We start from the raw sequence: 16756 nt of genomic DNA, 5'->3' as shown, positions 1-16756 counted from the left end.
TTAAAATTTATATTTCACGTTCAAATTTATAGCTTGAGCGTTGCCGCGCTCAAATTTGCCGTTTGGATAAAGTCCCGACGCGTTTGAGTAGTAGTGCACGTCGCGCGCCTTTCTGTCTTGGTAGAAGTAGCTAGCTCCCAGCTCCAAAGCGTCCGTAAATTTGTAGTTAAAGCCCGCTGCATAGATGACGGCCTTGGTGTCTGGCAGGTCAAAGCCCGTAGTATCGGCTCTAGAGGCGGCCTCGTCAAACGTAACCGCACCCATCAGGCGGAGCTTATCCGTCGCGTCGTGCGCTATGCCGATGCGGTAGGCGTTGCTGTCCTTCCAGTCGCGCTTTTTAGACGCGTCAAATGCCGCAAAAAACGGGTTGCGGTAGTGAGCGGCCGAGGCGCCCGGGTAGTTGAAGTCAAGCTCTTTCCACGCCGACCAATAGGTTCTTTCAAAGTCAAATAGCAGCGTGGTGTTTGCGATTTTGTAAGATAGGGCTAAATTTAAGCTCGCAGGTAGCGGTACGGATAGCTTTGCGCTACCGCTATAAGAGCCGCTCGGAAATACCCCTCTCGGGTGCGCCGGCGCGCTGATGTCGGTGTCGCCTTTTAGATTCATATTTACTTTCGAGCGGTAGGTGGCCGCTAGGCTCAAATTTGAAGTCGGTTTATAGGTGATCGCCGCGTTATAGCCGAAATTTACGCGGTCGCCTTTGATGTCTTGCGAGGCGGGCAGGGCGCCAGGCACCTCCTGCACGGCCTCTCCTCTAGCGTAAACGGCGCGAAGGCCAAAGCCTAACGCAAAGTTGTCGGTTAGCGCGTAGGCGACGCTAGGATTTACCTCGATCACTTTTAGGTCGAATTTTTTAGAGGTGGCTTTAGGCAAATTTTCGTCCCATCTCATCGACATTCCCGCAGGCACGACGACCGAGAGGCCAAAGCGCCAGTCGCCAAAATGCGGCGTCACGAAGTGAAACGTAGGTACGAGCGCGGTCGCTCTTCTAGACGTTAGTTTGTCGCCGTTAAAGTGTCTATACTTCGTCTTTGACATGCGCAGATAGGTTAGCGAGCTCTCTAGGTAGTGTCCGCCGTCTAAAAATATCATATTTGCCGGGTTGTTATAGGCTGCGTCGGGTCCGAAGCTCGTCGCGACGTTTGAGTTTAAAAGCGCGATGCTATCGCCGCTTTGCTCGGGGATTTTAAAGCCCGCCGCATTTAGGCAGCAACAAGCCGCTAGGCAAACGCCGATATATTTTCTCATTTATGCTCCTTTAAAGTTTCTTAAAATTTTTATCTCATCCGCCCAGATACTCTCGTCGATAGTCTCTAAAACTAGCGGGATATCGTCCGTGCGGGGGTCGTTTATGATGTTTTCAAATGTTTTTAAGCCCAAAAAGCCCTTGCCCAGGCTCTCGTGGCGGTCCTTTTTGCTGGCTAGGTCAAATTTCGTATCGTTTATATGCATGCCGCACAGCATATCGCGCCCGACTATCTCGTCAAATTCGCTCATCACGCGCCGGTAGTCGTCTCTGATGTCGTATCCTGCGGCAAACGTATGGCAGGTATCCAGACACACGCCGATCCTGCTTTTATCGATGCAGCGTTTGATGATGTAGGCTAGGTGTTCAAATTTAAAGCCCAAATTTGAGCCTTGACCTGCGGTGTTTTCGATGACTAGCTTTACGTTTTGGCTGTTTTCGAGTAGGAAATTTACGGAATTTGCGATATTTTCGAGGCAAATTTCGGGCGAAATTTCGTTTAGATACGAGCCCGGATGAAAATTTATCATCACTAGACCTAGCGCTTCTACGCGGTAAATTTCATCCAAAAAGGCGTTAATGGACTTTTGACGCTGCTCGGCGCTCGGATGGCCTAAATTTATAAGGTAGCCATTGTGCGGCAAAACGTGCCTGGGCTCGATATGGGCGGCTTTTAAATTTTGTTTAAATTTGGAGATATTTTCTGGGGTTAGCGGCTTGGCTTCCCATTGACGCTGATTTTTGACGAACATCGCAAAGGCGTTCGCGCCGATATTTGCCGCATTTAGCGGAGCGTTTTCTACGCCGCCCGCGATGCTGACGTGCGCGCCGATAAATTTCATTGAAGCTCTTTTATGATGATTTTTATGCGGTTTTTAGCGTCGAAAAAGCTGATATTTTTACCGCAAACTTCGTATTTTATTGAATATTTACTTATATCTTGTATAAAACCGCACGAATTTGTCATTACATTTATGCCGTCATATAGCGGTTTGCGCTCCAAAATTTCCGCGAAAAAGTCGTCGTATCTCTCCTCCAAAAAGAACTTTTTGTTAAATTCTTTTTTCTCAAAACACGCGCCGTTCATACAAATTTTGTCGTTTATTTTGAGATTTACCGTATTTACGCCCGAGCTGTAAATTTGCAAATTTAGCTGGTTTGCGCTTTTGTGTAGGAAGCCCACATCGTTGATTTTTAACGGCGGAGTGAGGATGGTGACGGTAAATTTGTCTGATGATTTTTGGCTTTGTAGCGCGGCACAGCCGCTAAATGCAAGGCATGCGAGCGCAGCTAAAGCGAAGTTTGAAAATTTTTTCATGATTTCTTATCCTTGGTTTAAGCTATTTTTTATTATCTTTAATGTAAAATCCCATTTCCGCTAATTTGTGGCCCCTTCGTCTAGCGGTTAGGACATCGCCCTTTCACGGCGGTAACACGAGTTCGAGTCTCGTAGGGGTCACCACTTCATTTTAAATTTCACAAAAGATTTTAATTTTATCCGCTTATCGCTTAAACGCCCTTTATTTAAGATAATTTTTTAAATTTGGTTTTTCTAAAAATTTATCCGCAGAGCCGTTTGCGGCGTATTTTGCAAAATCAAATTTAATCGCGGCAAATTTAACCGCTGCCAAATAAACCAAAATCCGTCAAATTTAATCGCCTCAAAACGCAAATATTCGTGCGCTAAAATCGTCAAATTTGATTCCCAAATGCCCACTCCCGCTCGCTCAATCAAATTTAAACCCGTTTTGGCTATAATCGCGCCCTAAATTATAAAAAAGGAAAAAAATGTTTGATTGGATTTTTTCGCCCGAGGCGTGGCTGTCGCTCGTGACGCTAACGGGGCTTGAGATCGTGCTTGGTATCGACAACATCATATTTATCGCGATCCTAGTCGGCAAACTCCCGCCTGAGCAGCGCGACAAAGGCCGCATTTTAGGGCTTTCGCTCGCGATGCTAACGAGGATTGCGCTTTTGCTTTCGCTATTTTGGATTATGAAGCTTACCAAGCCGCTATTTAGCGTGTTTGACTTTACGATCACTGGCCGCGATTTGGTGCTGATTTTAGGCGGACTTTTCCTCATCGGCAAGTCCACGCTCGAGATCCACTCAAGCGTCAGCGGCGAGCATGAGGAGCACTCGGCGAGCAAAGGACATGCGAGTTTTTGGGTCGTTATCGCAGAGATCGCCGTACTTGACATCGTCTTTTCGCTCGATAGCGTCATCACCGCGGTGGGCATGGCAAATCACATCGAGATCATGATTCTAGCCGTGATACTTGCGGTGGGCGTGATGATGTTCGCGTCTAAGGGCATATCAAATTTCGTCGACAACAACCCGACGATCAAGATTCTAGCGCTTGCTTTCTTGATTCTGATTGGTTTTACGCTAGTAGGCGAGGGGCTCGGTATGCACGTGCCTAAGGGCTACGTTTACTTTGCGATGGCGTTTTCTTTGGGCGTGGAGCTCATCAACATCTACGCTCGCAAAAAGTCGGCAAAACGCGCGCAAGAGGCTCAAAAGTAAAATTTGAGCCTTTAAAATTTGCTTTTAGGCGCGCAGGGCGGCAAATTTGACGCTTCGGCTTTTTGGGGCGTCAAATTTAAGCAGGACGAATTTGAGCAGTAAATTTGAAAAGAAAAGGAGCTAGCGTGGACGTAAAAGGCGAATTTTTAGAGATTTTAGAGGGGCTTAAGAGCGAAAAGCTGGCGGCATTTTCGCAAAAACTCATCAAAAGCCCCGAAATTTTAGGCGTAAAAACTCCCGAGCTAAGACGCCTGGCAAAGCAAAATTTTGCTCGGCTAAATTTAGAACAGATCGCTGCTTATGAGCCGTTTTTTCACGAGGAGTTTATGCTAAAGGGCTTTTTGATAATGCTCATAAAAGACGACGAAGCTAAATTTAAGCTAGCTAGCGAGTTTATCAAAACGATGCCAAACTGGGCTGTGACGGACGGCTTTGAGCCTAAATTCAGCGATGCGCGCTACGTGGATGCGCTACTAAAGCAGGCTCTCAGCTCAAATTTAGAATACGAAAAGCGCTTTTTCTACGTTTATTTTATGCGCAATTTTGGGGCGGTTTCGCTGGAGCGGTTTTTTGAAATTTGCGCCGAGGAAAAGGATGAGCGATACTACGTGCAAATGGCGGCTGCTTGGTGTTTAGCTGAGATTTTTATTAAATTTGACGGCGCAGGGCAGCAGCTGCTAGAGAGTGGGCGACTGAGTAAATTTACCCACAACAAAACGATCTCAAAGATCCGCGACAGCTACCGCGTGCCAAAAGAGGTAAAAGATGCGCTTTTGGAGCTCAAAATCAAGTGAATCTCACAAAAGAGCCCATAGATAAGCTCGTACTGCGCCTAGCCGCGCCCGCGGGCGTCGCGATGAGCTTTAACACGCTTTACAACGTGACGGGCGTATTTTTTGCCGCGCGCATCTCGACTCAGGCGCTGGCGGGCTTTTCGATGAGTTTTTTGCTCTATATCAGCGTCGTTGGCGTAGGGCTTGGCTTTGGCTCGGCGCTAACGGCGCTTGTGGGCAACGCGCTTGGCGGCGGCAAAGAAAAACTCGCTAAAATTTACGCCGCAAAGGGCGTGTTTTTCGTGCTTCTTTGCGCGCTTTTTATGGGGCTTTCAGGCTTTATTTTTACGCCGCATTTGCTTAAAATTTTAGGCGCAAACGAGGAGTTTTTACGCGAAGCCATGGCGTATAACCGCGTGATATTTCTTGCTTCGCCGTTTTTCTTACTCATAAAATCGCTAAACGGCGTGCTAGTAGCCGCGGGCGATACGAAGAGCCTGCGAAACTGGCTTTTTGCGGGACTTTTTATAAATTTGGGCTTTTGCTTTTTTTGCGTGGATTTTTGCGGGCTGGGTATCGGCGGGATAGCGCTGGCGACGGCTTCGGTGCAGCTTCTTGGTTCGCTTTTTTTAGGCGTCAAGGTCGCAAAAACGGGTATGATAAATTTTTTAAATTTACGCTCATTTGCGCCCGAGCTTGCCATCTACCGTAAAATTTTAGCCCAAGCCTTACCCGCGTGCCTAAACTACCTATCGATGTCGCTTGGCGGGCTCGTGCTTATGCATTTTATCAGCCGTTACGGCACGCATGCGGTCGCAGGTTATGGCCTAGCTCTTCGCATCGAGCAGATCGTCATGCTGCCCACGACTGGCATCGCGTCGGCGGTACTTGGTATCGTATCGCAAAACTTCGGCGCGCGCGAATACGCTAGAGTGCGCGGCTGCTACGCCTATGCAGTCAAATTTTTAGCGCTTTACTGCATATTAACGGCGGCTTTTTGCCTTGGGCTCGGCGGGATTTTGGTCGGCTTTTTTGACGAAACGCCCGAAGTCGTAAACGCGGCAAAAAGCTATTTTGCGGTAAATTCGCTAGCGTTTATAGGCTACGCGCTCATAAATCTCTCCGGCTCGACGCTTCAAGGCGTAAAAAGGCCCGCGGCGGTTTTTGTTTTAAATTTTACTCGCCAGATAGTGCTACAAATAGCGCTTTACGCGCTCGTGGCATATGTTTTTGGCGGCGAGTTGCAAGATATTTTTAAGGCGATGTTTTTTAACGTTTGGCTGATCGGGCTAACTTTTTTCTTTTACACCAAATTTGTTCTTAGCCGAGTTTGCGCGGCTTGAAGCAAAAAATTTTGCAAATTTTCAAATTTAAGCTTATTTTTCTTGACATAGCGCATTTTTTTGGCTACAATGCGCCTTTTCAATAAGTAGGCTAAACTCGCAATGCCTCGGGGTGTAGCGCAGGCTGGTTAGCGCATCTGGTTTGGGACCAGAGGGCCGAAGGTTCGAATCCTTTCACCCCGACCATTTGTTAGATGGTGAGTGTAGCTCAGTCGGTTAGAGCATCAGATTGTGGTCCTGAGGGTCGTGGGTTCGATTCCCATCACTCACCCCACTTGGGCGCTCGTAGCTCAATTGGATAGAGCGACAGACTTCGGATCTGTAGGTTATGGGTTCGACTCCTATCGGGCGCGCCACTTTGTTTTTATGCGCTCATAGCTCAGCTGGATAGAGCAACGGCCTTCTAAGCCGTAGGCCTCAGGTTCGAATCCTGATGGGCGTACCATTTTATTATTGTTGTGCGGATGTGGTGAAATTGGCAGACACGCCAGACTTAGGATCTGGTGCCCCACGGCGTGAAGGTTCAAGTCCTTTCATCCGCACCATTTACTATTAAAAATCCCCTTTAAAACCCCTAAAATATGGCATTTGAAACACCTCTTAAGAATTGAAAAATATATCAAGTGTAACCTAAGTGTAAAAAATGGAGTAAAAAGCCCCTTAAAAAGCTGATATAGTCGCGTTTTGCTAATATATGGCTTTTTGTAACTCACAAGCCAAAACGAGAAAATACAAGATTATATGCATTTTAACCGCCTCTTTACGCGCGCGATAATCAAGCTGTAGAACGTAGGATTTTTAAAAGTGTAAATAAGTGTAACCTGCAAAGCCTATATTTTTAAAGTCGATTTGCGCCTATATCTCATTAAAAACATATTTCAAGTTATTTTAAGCAAAAAAGATATTATAATAGCGTCTTGAAACAATATGCCTTTATATACTAATATTTTTACTTAAGGTTATCCAAAAAAACTGTTCTTGTCTTGAAAATAATTGTTTTCAATACTACTTTTTTTAAAACATCGATTTTACCGCACTTTCGGCGCATATAGCCCGCTGTTTTCAATAGTAAAAAATCCCGTGAAACTTAAGCGTGTGAAAAATGATATTTTTTGATTGTATTTTTTAAGTTTTGAGCCATTTTTTTTAAGTTTCACGAAAAATATATTTTACAATTTGCGATTTCTTAATTTAAGTTTTGAAATGCTTTTGAGCTGAAAATATATTTTACTTTTGATTGCTTTGCTGTTTTGTGTATAAAATTTTACTCTTTTTTGATACACAAGCATTTTTTAATATTGAAATTTTATAAGCTATGTGTATTAAAGTTCTTTAATTTCTTGTTGCCGGCCTTATTTCCTGCTCAAGCTCGAGCTGTGTTCAAGCTCCCGGATTGGGTTAAATTTGCTTGATTTCTTGTTGTTGGCTCTATTCTGTTGAGCTCGCTTGATTTGTTGCTACAGGCCTTATTCTATGCAAGTTCCCGGATTTCTTACAGTTGGCCTTATTCTGTTGCGCCGGCCGGATTTCTTGTTGCCGGCCTTATTTCCTGCTCAAGCTCGAGCTGTGTTCAAGCTCCCGGATTGGGTTAAATTTGCTTGATTTCTTGTTGTTGGCTCTATTCTGTTGAGCTCGCTTGATTTGTTGCTACAAGCCTTATTCTATGCAAGTTCCCGGATTTCTTACAGTTGGCCTTATTCTGTTGCGCCGGCCGGATTTCTTGTTGCCGGCCTTATTTCCTGCTCAAGCTCGAGCTGTGTTCAAGCTCCCGGATTGGGTTAAATTTGCTTGATTTCTTGTTGTTGGCTCTATTCTGTTGAGCTCGCTTGATTTGTTGCTACAAGCCTTATTCTATGCAAGTTCCCGGATTTCTTACAGTTGGCCTTATTCTGTTGCGCCGGCCGGATTTCTTGTTGCCGGCCTTATTTCCTGCTCAAGCTCGAGCTGTGTTCAAGCTCCCGGATTGGGTTAAATTTGCTTGATTTCTTGTTGTTGGCTCTATTCTGTTGAGCTCGCTTGATTTGTTGCTACAAGCCTTATTCTATGCAAGTTCCCGGATTTCTTACAGTTGGCCTTATTCTGTTGCGCCGGCCGGATTTCTTGTTGCCGGCCTTATTTCCTGCTCAAGCTCGAGCTGTGTTCAAGCTCCCGGATTGGGTTAAATTTGCTTGATTTCTTGTTGTTGGCTCTATTCTGTTGAGCTCGCTTGATTTGTTGCTACAAGCCTTATTCTATGCAAGTTCCCGGATTTCTTACAGTTGGCCTTATTCTGTTGCGCCGGCCGGATTTCTTGTTGCCGGCCTTATTTCCTGCTCAAGCTCGAGCTGTGTTCAAGCTCCCGGATTGGGTTAAATTTGCTTGATTTCTTGTTGTTGGCTCTATTCTGTTGAGCTCGCTTGATTTGTTGCTACAAGCCTTATTCTATGCAAGTTCCCGGATTTCTTACAGTTGGCCTTATTCTGTTGCGCCGGCCGGATTTCTTGCTGTTGGCTGGCTAAAAATCGTCCGTTTGCGCTAGGCTCTTGCGCCTGCGCGAGACAATAAAACTCTCTAATGCTTGCTTTGAGTTAAAACGCGCGGTCGCCGGCTTTTTATTTAGCGTTCTCGCGTCCGTTAAAGCTTTGATTTGATAGAGCAAATAATCATCCTTAAAGCCCGCTATCCGTAGCCCTTTAGCGATTACGTCGGCTTTTTGGATAGCTTCGTCAAGCTCGGTTTTTATAAAGCTCATAAAGTCCGTTTTGCCTTTGGGTGTTAATGTTATTTCGAGGCGTTTCCACTCCTTAAGGCTTACGTGTAGCCTTTGTTTTTGGTGCACGGTTTGCTTTTTGTATTTGTCATAAAGTAGTATTTTATCAACGCCTTTTAGCGTCGTTTGGTTGCAGTATAGGCTATTTTGTTTAATAATATAGCTGTTGTCGCATACTTCGCCTAGCCTGCTTTTAAACTCCTCTTTGCGCCTGTAGTCGATATCTTTTGCGTCTTTATAGTCCGTCGCTACGTCGCAGTTTAAAAGCGTAAAGGTCTTGCGTTTTAAAAGTTTCGATATTAGTTTTACGGCTTCGTTGCTGATGTGCTTTGTCGGTTGATGTAGCCCCGTATATACGACTAAGCAAAACGTGTCTTTCGCTTTTTTGTGTGCAAGCGCGTGTTCAAAGAGTAGCGGGATATTTTTAATAATGATGATATAGTTACTTAGTCCGCTACCCTGTGAGATTTTGACATATTCGATAACGGGCTTAAAAGCCTCTTTTTTGTATCTGTTTTTCGGGTCATTTTTTAGGCTCTGTTCTATGCTCGCCAAATACGGATTTATAGGTAAATTTTTAAGTTCTGTTCGTATCGTAAGCCCGTGTTTGACTATGATATTTTTTAGCGTGGAATAGTGCGCGACTTGACGCACTGTATCGATACCGCGATTATTAAAAATGGTGTTTTCCACGCTAAATATCATAAAATTTAACCCTCTTTAGATATTCGCTAGCCGTGCGCGTATGCCCTCAAGTTCTCGCAAATGCTCGCCTATGCTCTCGCGCGCTACTTGCTTAATGCCTCTAGCGTCCGATTTTAACGGCTCGTCTACGTTCTCGTTGTTTTCCAGTTGAGATAAAAACGCGACTACAAGCGCGCTTAAGGCTTTGATTTTCGTCGTTTCGTTTTCTAATATTCGCCCTATAAAGCCGTTTTCGCTTGGTCGCTCTCGCCTTTGTATTCTTTGCGCCTCGTTTGCTATGGCCTCATTGATTATTTGATTTAATAGGTCGTATTCGCTCCAGCTCGCGCGTTCTTGCTTCGTTTTGCTTTGCTCGTCGCTCGATTTAAAACGCTCGATACTCTTATAAAAAGCCTTGTCGATTTCCAGCTGATTAATCATTATTCGCCCCTCGCTTTCATATTTTGGCGTATGCTGTTAATTCGTCCTCAAAGACGCTTTTTAAATCGCTCACGTTTTGAAAAATTGTGCCCTCGATAACAAAAAGCGCGTTTGCCGTCTCGTCTGCGTTCTCGCGCAGATACCGTGCCAAAGCCAGTAAAAGCGTCTGTGCGCCCTGCAAATTTTCTAAAGCCTGATTAAGTATTTCGATTTTGTCCGTATTATCCATTTTTACGCCTCGCTTTTGGTGTGTCCTATAGCCGACAATATGCCGTTTTTTATAGACGTAAGCTCGTCTATTTCCTCGTTTATAGCCTTTAAAAACACGTCCTGGACACCTAAAATTTCATTTTTAAATAGGTCGTCCTCTGACAATACGCCGACGTTTGCTAAATTTTTTAAATAAGCCGATATCATCGCGCCTAAGCCGTCTATTCTAGCTGTTGCGTTTTTTAGGCCGTAATCGGCGTAAAAGACTATCGCGCCCGCGTTGTCTTGATTTACGTGCTTTTGGCTCACGTTTGCCGTTAGGTTTGCTTCGCTCATTTTTTGCTCCTCATATTTATTATTTACTCTTTGAGTATTTTATAGGCGTAATTATATACTCTATTGATAAGATTGTCAAGACTATTTTTACTTTTTAGATAACTTATTGGCATTTTTATTTACTCTTTAGGTAATTTTTGATACTATCTTTATAAAAAGGATAGCAGAATGAATAAACAAGAGTTTGATAAAAAATTAAAAAGCCTTGGGTTGAGCAGGCAAGATTTTTGCGACTTGACGGGTCTTGCGTATAGCTCTGTTTCAAATTGGCGCGACGAAGTAAAGCCTGTTCCGTCGTGGGTATCCTCGTGGCTTGAAAATTACGCCAAAGCTCGCGACTTAGACAAAGCCGTAGCCATTTTTGAGCCTTACGTAAATAAAAAATAGTTGCTCGCGTCTCGTTTTCCGCTCTCATTCTTTAGCCTTTTGATTTTCCATTTCCTCTATAGTTTCCCTGATGTTTCGCCATTTTTGCGCGTTTTTTGGGTGCGCCAGCTTTGCCAGTGCGATGTTTTCTATTTGTCTCACTCGCTCTTGACTTATGCCAAGAATATGCGCTATTTCCTTATATGTATAAAACATCTTGCTAGCGTTTGCCATTGCGCCCGCTAAGCCTTTGCGTTTATTCTTGCTCTTATGCCGGCTAGTCGCGTTAAGGCTCTTTGACGCTCGCTCTCGCGCTCTGTGTCCTCTTGCGTTCGTCGCTCCTTGTCTCGCTCTTTTTGCGTTTTTAGTAGCTCCGCCTGATACTCTCGTTCGTCTTTGTCTAAGCTGTAGTATAAAAATCCGTGCCCAAATTTAGTCATTTTTAGCCCCTTTTACCGTTTGTTTCCGTGCTTTTGCCGTAAGCTCGCGCGCCGTAATGCGTAAAAAGTTAGCCGTTATTTCGGCTATCTTGTCGGCGTCACACCCGCAAAAATCCGCTATATCGCTAAGCGCAAAATCTTTTATATTTCCGCTTTTTGTCGGTAAGGTTACGGCGCATTCATTGCGCTCTCGCTCCGATTTTTGAATGAGCAAAAAATACTTAAGCGTGCCGTAGTCTATAAAATACGTCTTAGCTTTTAGGTTTTTTAACGCCTCTTTAAAGCCCGTTAAAACCCTGACGTCGCTTATAAGCTCACGGCAAAATATAAAAACGTTTTTACCTCTTAACTTACTTTTTAGCTCGCTCGTCGCCTCGCGTTTTAGCGTCTGTGCGTCCTTTGTTATTACGAAATTTAGCCCCGTTTGGCGGGTAAAATCCGCGCATTCTAAGCCGAAAAATACAAAAACGCAGCTTGACTTTGTAGAAAAATGTGTTATAATTTGGTCGCAATACGCTGATTTATGCGTTTCGCCCCTCATTATTTTATCTTTCTCACTCATCCAAAACCGCTTTTATAATCTCGTTTGGCTCGATAAAAACGCTCTTGTCTTTGATGATTTTGCCGTTTGCGTCCGTAGCTTCGCCTTTGCGCTCGTTTGCGTTTAGCACCGCCTCAAAGCACCTTTTAACCTTGTTTTCGTCTTTTAAAATCTTGCTCAAAGCTCCGATTTGAAATATAACGCTATCTATATAAGCGTCGATATCCCCCGCCGGCTCGTCGCCCCTTAAAAGCTCGCTTAGCTCCTCGGCTATAAATGACGCTTCACGGCTCTTTTTATAGCCTTTTTCGAGTAGTCCGCGCGATTTATTCCACGCAAAAACCCGCGATATGAGGTCAAGTCCGCTAAGCTCAACTGCGCCTAAATTTACGTAAAAATCCGTTTGATTTTCATCATTAAATAGCCTTACCTCATCGCTTGCGAGGTCAAGACAAAGCACTGCGTAACTTTTGCCGTCCGCCTTTAAAGTGGCGGTTAAATTTAACCCTCTCACGCCCAAACCTTAAAATACTTCTTGCGTATTGGCTAAAAACTTTGCCACGTCGTGAATAGCGAATAATACGCGCTTACGCATTACGCCGCCGCCTACAATCTTAAAGTTAGGCACGCCTTTGCCGTTTTTTACGCCGGCTCTTATCGTCCACGCGCTTACGCCTAGTTCGTCGGCAAGCTCGAAAATGGATAAGGCCTGCTTTTTGTATTTACCGCGTAGATTTTTTAAAATCTCGTCGTATGTGTCCTTTTGTAGCATATAAGCTCCTTTAGTGTGGATTAGTTGTAAGTAAAATGTGATATAATATAAAAAATAGAATATATTTATTTAATATAATATCAAATCTAATTTTATATAATATCAAATAAAATTTACCTTAATATAAAAAATAAAAGGTGTCATTGTGAAAACTTTAGTAAGTGAAAAACTGGAAAAAATACGCAAAGAGCGCAAAATAAGCCGTCGCGAGCTACACGATATAAGCGGGTTTAAACAACCTACAATAGTGAGCTATGAAAAAGGGATAAATCAACCCTCTAATGAATATTTGGATTTTGTAAGCCTCTACTTCGGCTATACAAAAGATAGCATACTGGACGATAAAACCCCTAAGCTTGAAAAAATGGATAAAATAGTTAATACCTTGCTTATGTATCAAAGTATTTTTAATTACACAGATGACAAAATGCAAAAACTCTTAAAAGGAGCTCTTTTTGTTACCGATATGGATAACTTTGACGAGAAAGAAAATCGCTATAAGATGAAACAAATAAGCTACAACGATTTTAAAAAGTATGGGAGAATATCTGACCTCGCAGATAATATTATAAGGATAGCTAAAGCCTTAAATGTTACGTATGACTGCTTAAGTGAGTTTAGGCTCATTGATGATATTCAAGCCGTAACAGATGATGAGGGCTATCAAAAATATAGCCATTATAAAAGCTTTTATGATGATATTAAAGAGAGTATGCAGTTTAAAGGCGAAATCGACTTACTTAACGCAAGCGGCTTAAACATAACCCCCGAATACTACGCAAGCATTATTAAAAAACGCAATAACCCCGAAACTATCACGCCCCTTAATGCACCCGAAAACATCTCACCTAAACATCAAGAGCTCTTAAGCCTGCTTCGTTTCGCGCCCGATAGCTTCACTGATGAAATCATCGCAAAACTTAAAGCTATGCAAAAGCTACAAAACCTGTAATAATGGGGGGGGGTACTTCCGTTCCCCGCAAAAATCCCCGTATGTCCTTTGCAAAACGTAAAAAATAAGATTTTTAAAATTTATCTACTAAACGCCGATAAAAACGATATTTTAGCCCCGTCTCGCTTTGCTTAAAATGAGAAAATAAAATGCAAAATTTGCAAAATCCGTGCATTTTTTAGGCATTCCGCGCTTTTAAATTTTTTTCCCAAATCGTCCGTTTTTCCCGATTTTCCCGACGCTCTGCGCCTCGTCTCACGCGCAAAGCCCATAAAATAGGCGATTTGCGAGCTACTATTTACGGCAAAATTATCCCAAATACGCTATTTAATACATTTTAATATAATTTAATATTTTAAATAACGCTTAAGGCTCGTCGTCTATCGCTCCTTTTTCCGCTTTTGTCAATTCCGACATTTTTAAAAACATCCATTTCCGACATTTTTTAATCTCTTTTTTTGTCTCAATTCCGACATTTTTTATTTTTAATTTCGCTCGCATTTCTCGCTCACTTTTAGCTCCGATTTTTGCCCGTTTATTCCTAAGCCCCTTAAATGCGCCGTTTGTCAGCTTCGCGCGGTAAAGCGTTTTTGAAATCCGACATTTTTTAATCATCTCGCTTCGCGTCCGGTTCGCCCAAAATTTAGCTCCGTTTTCGTCTCTTGTATTCCGCAAGCCAAAACGCACCGCCCTTAATAGTAATAAATATAGCCTGCCAGTTCCGTAAAATTTATCCATAAAAGACGTTTAAAAGGATGAAAATCAAAAAAGCTAAAAGTGTAAAGTTTTGTCTAGTGAATTTTTAGGTTTGAAGTTAGTTTAAATGTTGATTTAATGGGCTTTATCTTAAGAAAAAGATAAGGTTACGGACGAATGAAAAAACTTTACAAAATTTTACATTTTCTTTACATTTTTTTACATTCGTTTTACGCTTTTTGACAAATTGAGCCTTTGCTGGCGTTTTAAGGCGCGCTGTGAGCCGTTTGGCTTTTTGATGATGTTTGTATCGTTTCGGACTTAAAAGCTAAATTTACGCCCGCGTTTGTCTCCTGTGACCCCTTTGTAATATGCTCAAAACCTCTTTTTGATATTCGACTAGCTTTATATCAACTCGCACCAGCTCGCAAGTCTGGAAATTATGCCCGCACGCGCGACACTTTTTAAACCGCTCTACCCACAACCCGTTAATAGTCGCAACCGTAGCGACGTTCTCGCTTTTGCATTTAGGGCACATTGTATTAAACCTTTTTTGTTTTGGATTATATCTAAGCTCCGGATTTATTGCTACAGGCCTTATTCTATGCAAGTTCCCGGATTTCTTACAGTTGGCCTTATTCTGTTGCGCCGGCCGGATTTCTTGCTACAGGCCTTATTTCTTGTTCAAGCCGGTTACGTCTTGTCGCTAGTGGTTACTATTTCCCACTAATTGACATTTTAACGCTTATTTGTTATAATACGCCTACATTCAAGAGGCCACTTATCGGCCTCGCTTTCTTATAAATACTCCGACACATCATCGCCGAAACAAGCCAAAAAGTCATTAATAAACGCCTCAATCATCTCGGGGGCTACGCCTATAATTTCGTTGTTTAGCTTCGTTATAATGCGCGGTGCGCCGTTATCGTTTAGCTTGTATAGATTTTCAAAATGAAAAGCGCGGTTTCTTATCGTCAAAATAAGCCAGTAGCACGCGCCCACTTTTTTAAAGTTTGGAATATCGCTTTTACCCAGCCTGTTAAAACTTGAATATTTGCGAAAATCAACGGCTCTTAGGTTGATTAGCGCATTATGTATTTTTTCCGCGTCGATAGTCTTAACCCAGTAGCCTAAGCTTTGTTTTGAGATAAAATCATCATCCGTAATGTCTAAAATTTCGGCCACTTTGTTGCGCGTGATAATCTCTAAAATGCCGATTTTAGGGGCTATTCTTTGCATAAGTAAAAAATTATCCCTATGCTCTGCCTCGCTTGCGTATCCGCTTATTCTTTTAGCCGAAAATAGCTCTTTTAGTCTCTCGTTTGTCATTTTTAACCTTTTAAAATTTACTTATCGAATAGCTTTTTAGCCTCATCCGCTCCGCTTTTTGGCGATAGCTTAGCGTAGCGCGAAGTTTGCTTTATATCTTTATGATTTAAAAGCTTTTGTATGGTATAAATCGGCGTGCCCTGTATGGCTAAAAGGCTTGCAAATGTGTGCCGTAGAGTGTGAATTACTACGCGGTTATCTCTGTCGCTCCTCGCTAGGTCTTTATTAAAAAGCCTGTCTAGTATTGGCTTTAATCTGCGCTGTATTCGCTTTTTATCCAACTTTTCGCCGTCCTCGTAGCTGATAACGTAGTTGTTATCTTTAGCCCGTTTTCGGCTTTTTAGTATATTTTTAACCTCATCCGTCAAAGCTCCGGCGTATCTGTCCTTGCTCTTAAAGTCGTAAATGTTGATTAGCTCCGCGTTATAGTCTATGTCTTTATTTTGGATGTTTAAAACGCCCTCTAGCCTCGCGCCCGTAGTAACCGAAATCAAAACGAAAAGATATAAAACCTCATCGTTTTTAACGCTGTCTTTGAGCCTTTGCAACTCGTCTAAATTTAGATATCTTATGCGGGCGTTCGGCGTTTTCTTGTGCTCCACGCTTATAAAAGGATTTGCCGAATTATAAAGCCCCTGACGTATCGCATAATAAAACACTGTCGCGCCCAGCTGTAAAATATTGCCTATCGTGGCGTTTGCGTAGTCTGCTTTTATAAGCTCTCTTTGTAGTCTTATAACGTCCTCTTTTTTGATAGACGTTAAGGCTTTTTCGCCCAGCGTCTCGCGCAAGTGCCTGTTATATTTGCTTTTGCGCTCTTTTATACTGATAGTTTCGCCAGCTATCGCTTTGCTCTCAAAATATAGCTCTGCTATCTCGTTAAGCGTTGTTTTGTGCTGTTTTTTGGCTATGATTGGTATGCGCAAATCCTCGCCCAGCCTAAGTTTTGTTAAAATTTCCGCTCTTTTGTTGTGGCAATATGCCTCATTAAAGCCGTCTTTGTCGCTTCCGATTTTTAATCTGACGTTTTTGTCCTCGATTGGGTGCTTATAAATGATGTAATACGTCTTGCTTCCGTCGTCTAGCAATCTGTAATAAACGCCGGCGTAACGTTTTGATTTTATGTCTCTCATTTTTACCTTTTTTGGCTTGTATTTTTCAAAAGTGTAACCAAAAGTGTAACCAAAAAATGCTATTATTTATTTTAAAAACAAATTATTCTTTATTAACTTGTTAAAAATACACTCTTTTAAAAGCCCGTATTTATGGGCATAAACTCACTTTTTAAAATTATTTTTTATTATTTTAAGAAAACGCTATAAAACCGCTTTTTCAAGTCCTTTCATCCGCAC

At 42.7% G+C, this 16756-nt stretch carries 20 protein-coding genes and 6 tRNA genes; 11 read left to right on the top strand and 15 right to left on the bottom strand.

Going from position 1 to position 16756, the window contains the following annotated elements; translation table 11 throughout:
* From EE116_RS01285 to EE116_RS01275, 3 genes are read right to left on the bottom strand one after another with little or no spacing between them, the layout of a single operon-like run.
* Positions 1 to 1248, bottom strand: a complete 1248-nt coding sequence (locus EE116_RS01285; protein WP_122872904.1) for an OmpP1/FadL family transporter — start codon at positions 1246 to 1248, stop codon at positions 1 to 3.
* Positions 1249 to 2088: a deoxyribonuclease IV gene (gene nfo / locus EE116_RS01280; RefSeq protein ID WP_122872903.1), complete on the bottom strand. Its 840-nt coding sequence runs from the start codon at positions 2086 to 2088 to the stop codon at positions 1249 to 1251. It abuts the gene before it with no gap.
* Positions 2085 to 2564 (bottom strand): hypothetical protein, encoded by a 480-nt coding sequence (locus EE116_RS01275; protein WP_122872902.1) that lies wholly within the window; start codon positions 2562 to 2564, stop codon positions 2085 to 2087. The genes nfo and EE116_RS01275 overlap by 4 nt, the downstream gene beginning before the upstream one ends.
* A gap of 69 nt (positions 2565 to 2633) precedes the next feature.
* Here EE116_RS01275 and EE116_RS01270 point away from each other — a divergent pair.
* The 9 genes from EE116_RS01270 (at position 2634) to EE116_RS01230 (ending at position 6433) form a co-directional block, all read left to right on the top strand.
* Positions 2634 to 2708: transfer RNA gene (locus tag EE116_RS01270), tRNA-Glu, on the top strand.
* 326 nt (positions 2709 to 3034) lie between these two features.
* Complete coding sequence (locus EE116_RS01265) at positions 3035 to 3772, top strand: TerC family protein (protein WP_122872901.1); 738 nt, start codon at positions 3035 to 3037, stop codon at positions 3770 to 3772.
* A gap of 104 nt (positions 3773 to 3876) precedes the next feature.
* Positions 3877 to 4566, top strand: coding sequence for a DNA alkylation repair protein (locus EE116_RS01260; RefSeq protein ID WP_241091610.1), 690 nt, complete (start codon positions 3877 to 3879; stop codon positions 4564 to 4566).
* The gene (locus tag EE116_RS01255; RefSeq protein WP_122872899.1) at positions 4563 to 5888 is read left to right on the top strand and encodes an MATE family efflux transporter; all 1326 of its coding nucleotides are present in this window, start codon (positions 4563 to 4565) and stop codon (positions 5886 to 5888) included. The genes EE116_RS01260 and EE116_RS01255 overlap by 4 nt, the downstream gene beginning before the upstream one ends.
* 108 nt (positions 5889 to 5996) lie before the next feature.
* A tRNA-Pro gene (locus EE116_RS01250) sits at positions 5997 to 6074 on the top strand.
* Positions 6075 to 6085: 11 nt separating this feature from the next.
* Positions 6086 to 6162, top strand: a tRNA-His gene (locus EE116_RS01245).
* Positions 6163 to 6167: 5 nt separating this feature from the next.
* A tRNA-Arg gene (locus EE116_RS01240) sits at positions 6168 to 6244 on the top strand.
* Positions 6245 to 6256: 12 nt separating this feature from the next.
* Positions 6257 to 6333 (top strand) — tRNA-Arg (locus tag EE116_RS01235).
* 15 nt (positions 6334 to 6348) lie between these two features.
* Positions 6349 to 6433: transfer RNA gene (locus EE116_RS01230), tRNA-Leu, on the top strand.
* 1949 nt (positions 6434 to 8382) lie between these two features.
* Here the strand turns inward: EE116_RS01230 and EE116_RS01225 are convergent.
* From EE116_RS01225 to EE116_RS01210, 4 genes are read right to left on the bottom strand one after another with little or no spacing between them, the layout of a single operon-like run.
* On the bottom strand, positions 8383 to 9342 hold the full coding sequence (locus EE116_RS01225; RefSeq protein ID WP_122872898.1) for a hypothetical protein: 960 nt from the start codon (positions 9340 to 9342) through the stop codon (positions 8383 to 8385).
* Positions 9343 to 9357: 15 nt separating this feature from the next.
* On the bottom strand, positions 9358 to 9762 hold the full coding sequence (locus EE116_RS01220) for a hypothetical protein (protein ID WP_122872897.1): 405 nt from the start codon (positions 9760 to 9762) through the stop codon (positions 9358 to 9360).
* 16 nt (positions 9763 to 9778) lie between these two features.
* Positions 9779 to 9991: a hypothetical protein gene (locus EE116_RS01215; protein WP_122872896.1), complete on the bottom strand. Its 213-nt coding sequence runs from the start codon at positions 9989 to 9991 to the stop codon at positions 9779 to 9781.
* A 2-nt stretch (positions 9992 to 9993) separates the two neighbouring features.
* Positions 9994 to 10308 carry a hypothetical protein gene (locus EE116_RS01210; protein ID WP_122872895.1) on the bottom strand — a complete coding sequence of 105 codons (315 nt, stop codon included), beginning with the start codon at positions 10306 to 10308 and terminating at the stop codon, positions 9994 to 9996.
* 168 nt (positions 10309 to 10476) lie between these two features.
* Here EE116_RS01210 and EE116_RS01205 point away from each other — a divergent pair, with 168 nt between their 5' ends.
* Positions 10477 to 10695, top strand: a complete 219-nt coding sequence (locus EE116_RS01205) for a helix-turn-helix domain-containing protein (RefSeq protein WP_122872894.1) — start codon at positions 10477 to 10479, stop codon at positions 10693 to 10695.
* Between the two features lie 24 nt (positions 10696 to 10719).
* Here the strand turns inward: EE116_RS01205 and EE116_RS01200 are convergent, their stop codons facing one another.
* Genes EE116_RS01200 through EE116_RS01180 form a run of 5 tightly spaced genes read right to left on the bottom strand, consistent with a single transcriptional unit; the run spans position 10720 to position 12427 of the window.
* The gene (locus EE116_RS01200; RefSeq protein ID WP_122872893.1) at positions 10720 to 10908 is read right to left on the bottom strand and encodes a sigma factor-like helix-turn-helix DNA-binding protein; all 189 of its coding nucleotides are present in this window, start codon (positions 10906 to 10908) and stop codon (positions 10720 to 10722) included.
* A gap of 8 nt (positions 10909 to 10916) precedes the next feature.
* Positions 10917 to 11114 carry a hypothetical protein gene (locus EE116_RS01195; RefSeq protein ID WP_122872892.1) on the bottom strand — a complete coding sequence of 66 codons (198 nt, stop codon included), beginning with the start codon at positions 11112 to 11114 and terminating at the stop codon, positions 10917 to 10919.
* Positions 11107 to 11676, bottom strand: a complete 570-nt coding sequence (locus EE116_RS01190) for a hypothetical protein (protein ID WP_122872891.1) — start codon at positions 11674 to 11676, stop codon at positions 11107 to 11109. Before EE116_RS01190 ends, EE116_RS01195 begins: the two co-directional genes overlap by 8 nt.
* On the bottom strand, positions 11669 to 12169 hold the full coding sequence (locus EE116_RS01185; RefSeq protein ID WP_122872890.1) for a hypothetical protein: 501 nt from the start codon (positions 12167 to 12169) through the stop codon (positions 11669 to 11671). Before EE116_RS01185 ends, EE116_RS01190 begins: the two co-directional genes overlap by 8 nt.
* 9 nt (positions 12170 to 12178) lie before the next feature.
* Positions 12179 to 12427, bottom strand: a complete 249-nt coding sequence (locus EE116_RS01180) for a helix-turn-helix domain-containing protein (protein ID WP_122872889.1) — start codon at positions 12425 to 12427, stop codon at positions 12179 to 12181.
* A gap of 145 nt (positions 12428 to 12572) precedes the next feature.
* Between EE116_RS01180 and EE116_RS01175 the strand changes: the two genes are divergently transcribed.
* On the top strand, positions 12573 to 13379 hold the full coding sequence (locus EE116_RS01175) for a helix-turn-helix domain-containing protein (protein WP_163028008.1): 807 nt from the start codon (positions 12573 to 12575) through the stop codon (positions 13377 to 13379).
* Positions 13380 to 13745: 366 nt separating this feature from the next.
* Here the strand turns inward: EE116_RS01175 and EE116_RS01170 are convergent, their stop codons facing one another.
* The 3 genes from EE116_RS01170 to EE116_RS01155 all read right to left on the bottom strand — a co-directional run bounded on the left by EE116_RS01170 (position 13746) and on the right by EE116_RS01155 (position 16537).
* A complete protein-coding gene (locus EE116_RS01170; RefSeq protein WP_122872887.1) occupies positions 13746 to 14117 on the bottom strand; it encodes a hypothetical protein in 372 nt (123 codons plus the stop codon).
* A 756-nt stretch (positions 14118 to 14873) separates the two neighbouring features.
* Positions 14874 to 15404 carry an ATPase gene (locus EE116_RS01160; protein ID WP_122872885.1) on the bottom strand — a complete coding sequence of 177 codons (531 nt, stop codon included), beginning with the start codon at positions 15402 to 15404 and terminating at the stop codon, positions 14874 to 14876.
* Between the two features lie 17 nt (positions 15405 to 15421).
* Positions 15422 to 16537 carry a tyrosine-type recombinase/integrase gene (locus tag EE116_RS01155; RefSeq protein WP_122872884.1) on the bottom strand — a complete coding sequence of 372 codons (1116 nt, stop codon included), beginning with the start codon at positions 16535 to 16537 and terminating at the stop codon, positions 15422 to 15424.
* Positions 16538 to 16756 lie beyond the last annotated feature (219 nt).

The organism is Campylobacter showae (assembly GCF_900573985.1).
GTDB classification, from domain to species: domain Bacteria; phylum Campylobacterota; class Campylobacteria; order Campylobacterales; family Campylobacteraceae; genus Campylobacter_A; species Campylobacter_A showae_E.
Note: the sequence above shows the minus strand (reverse complement) of the source record. Positions and strands in the feature narration are given on the sequence as shown.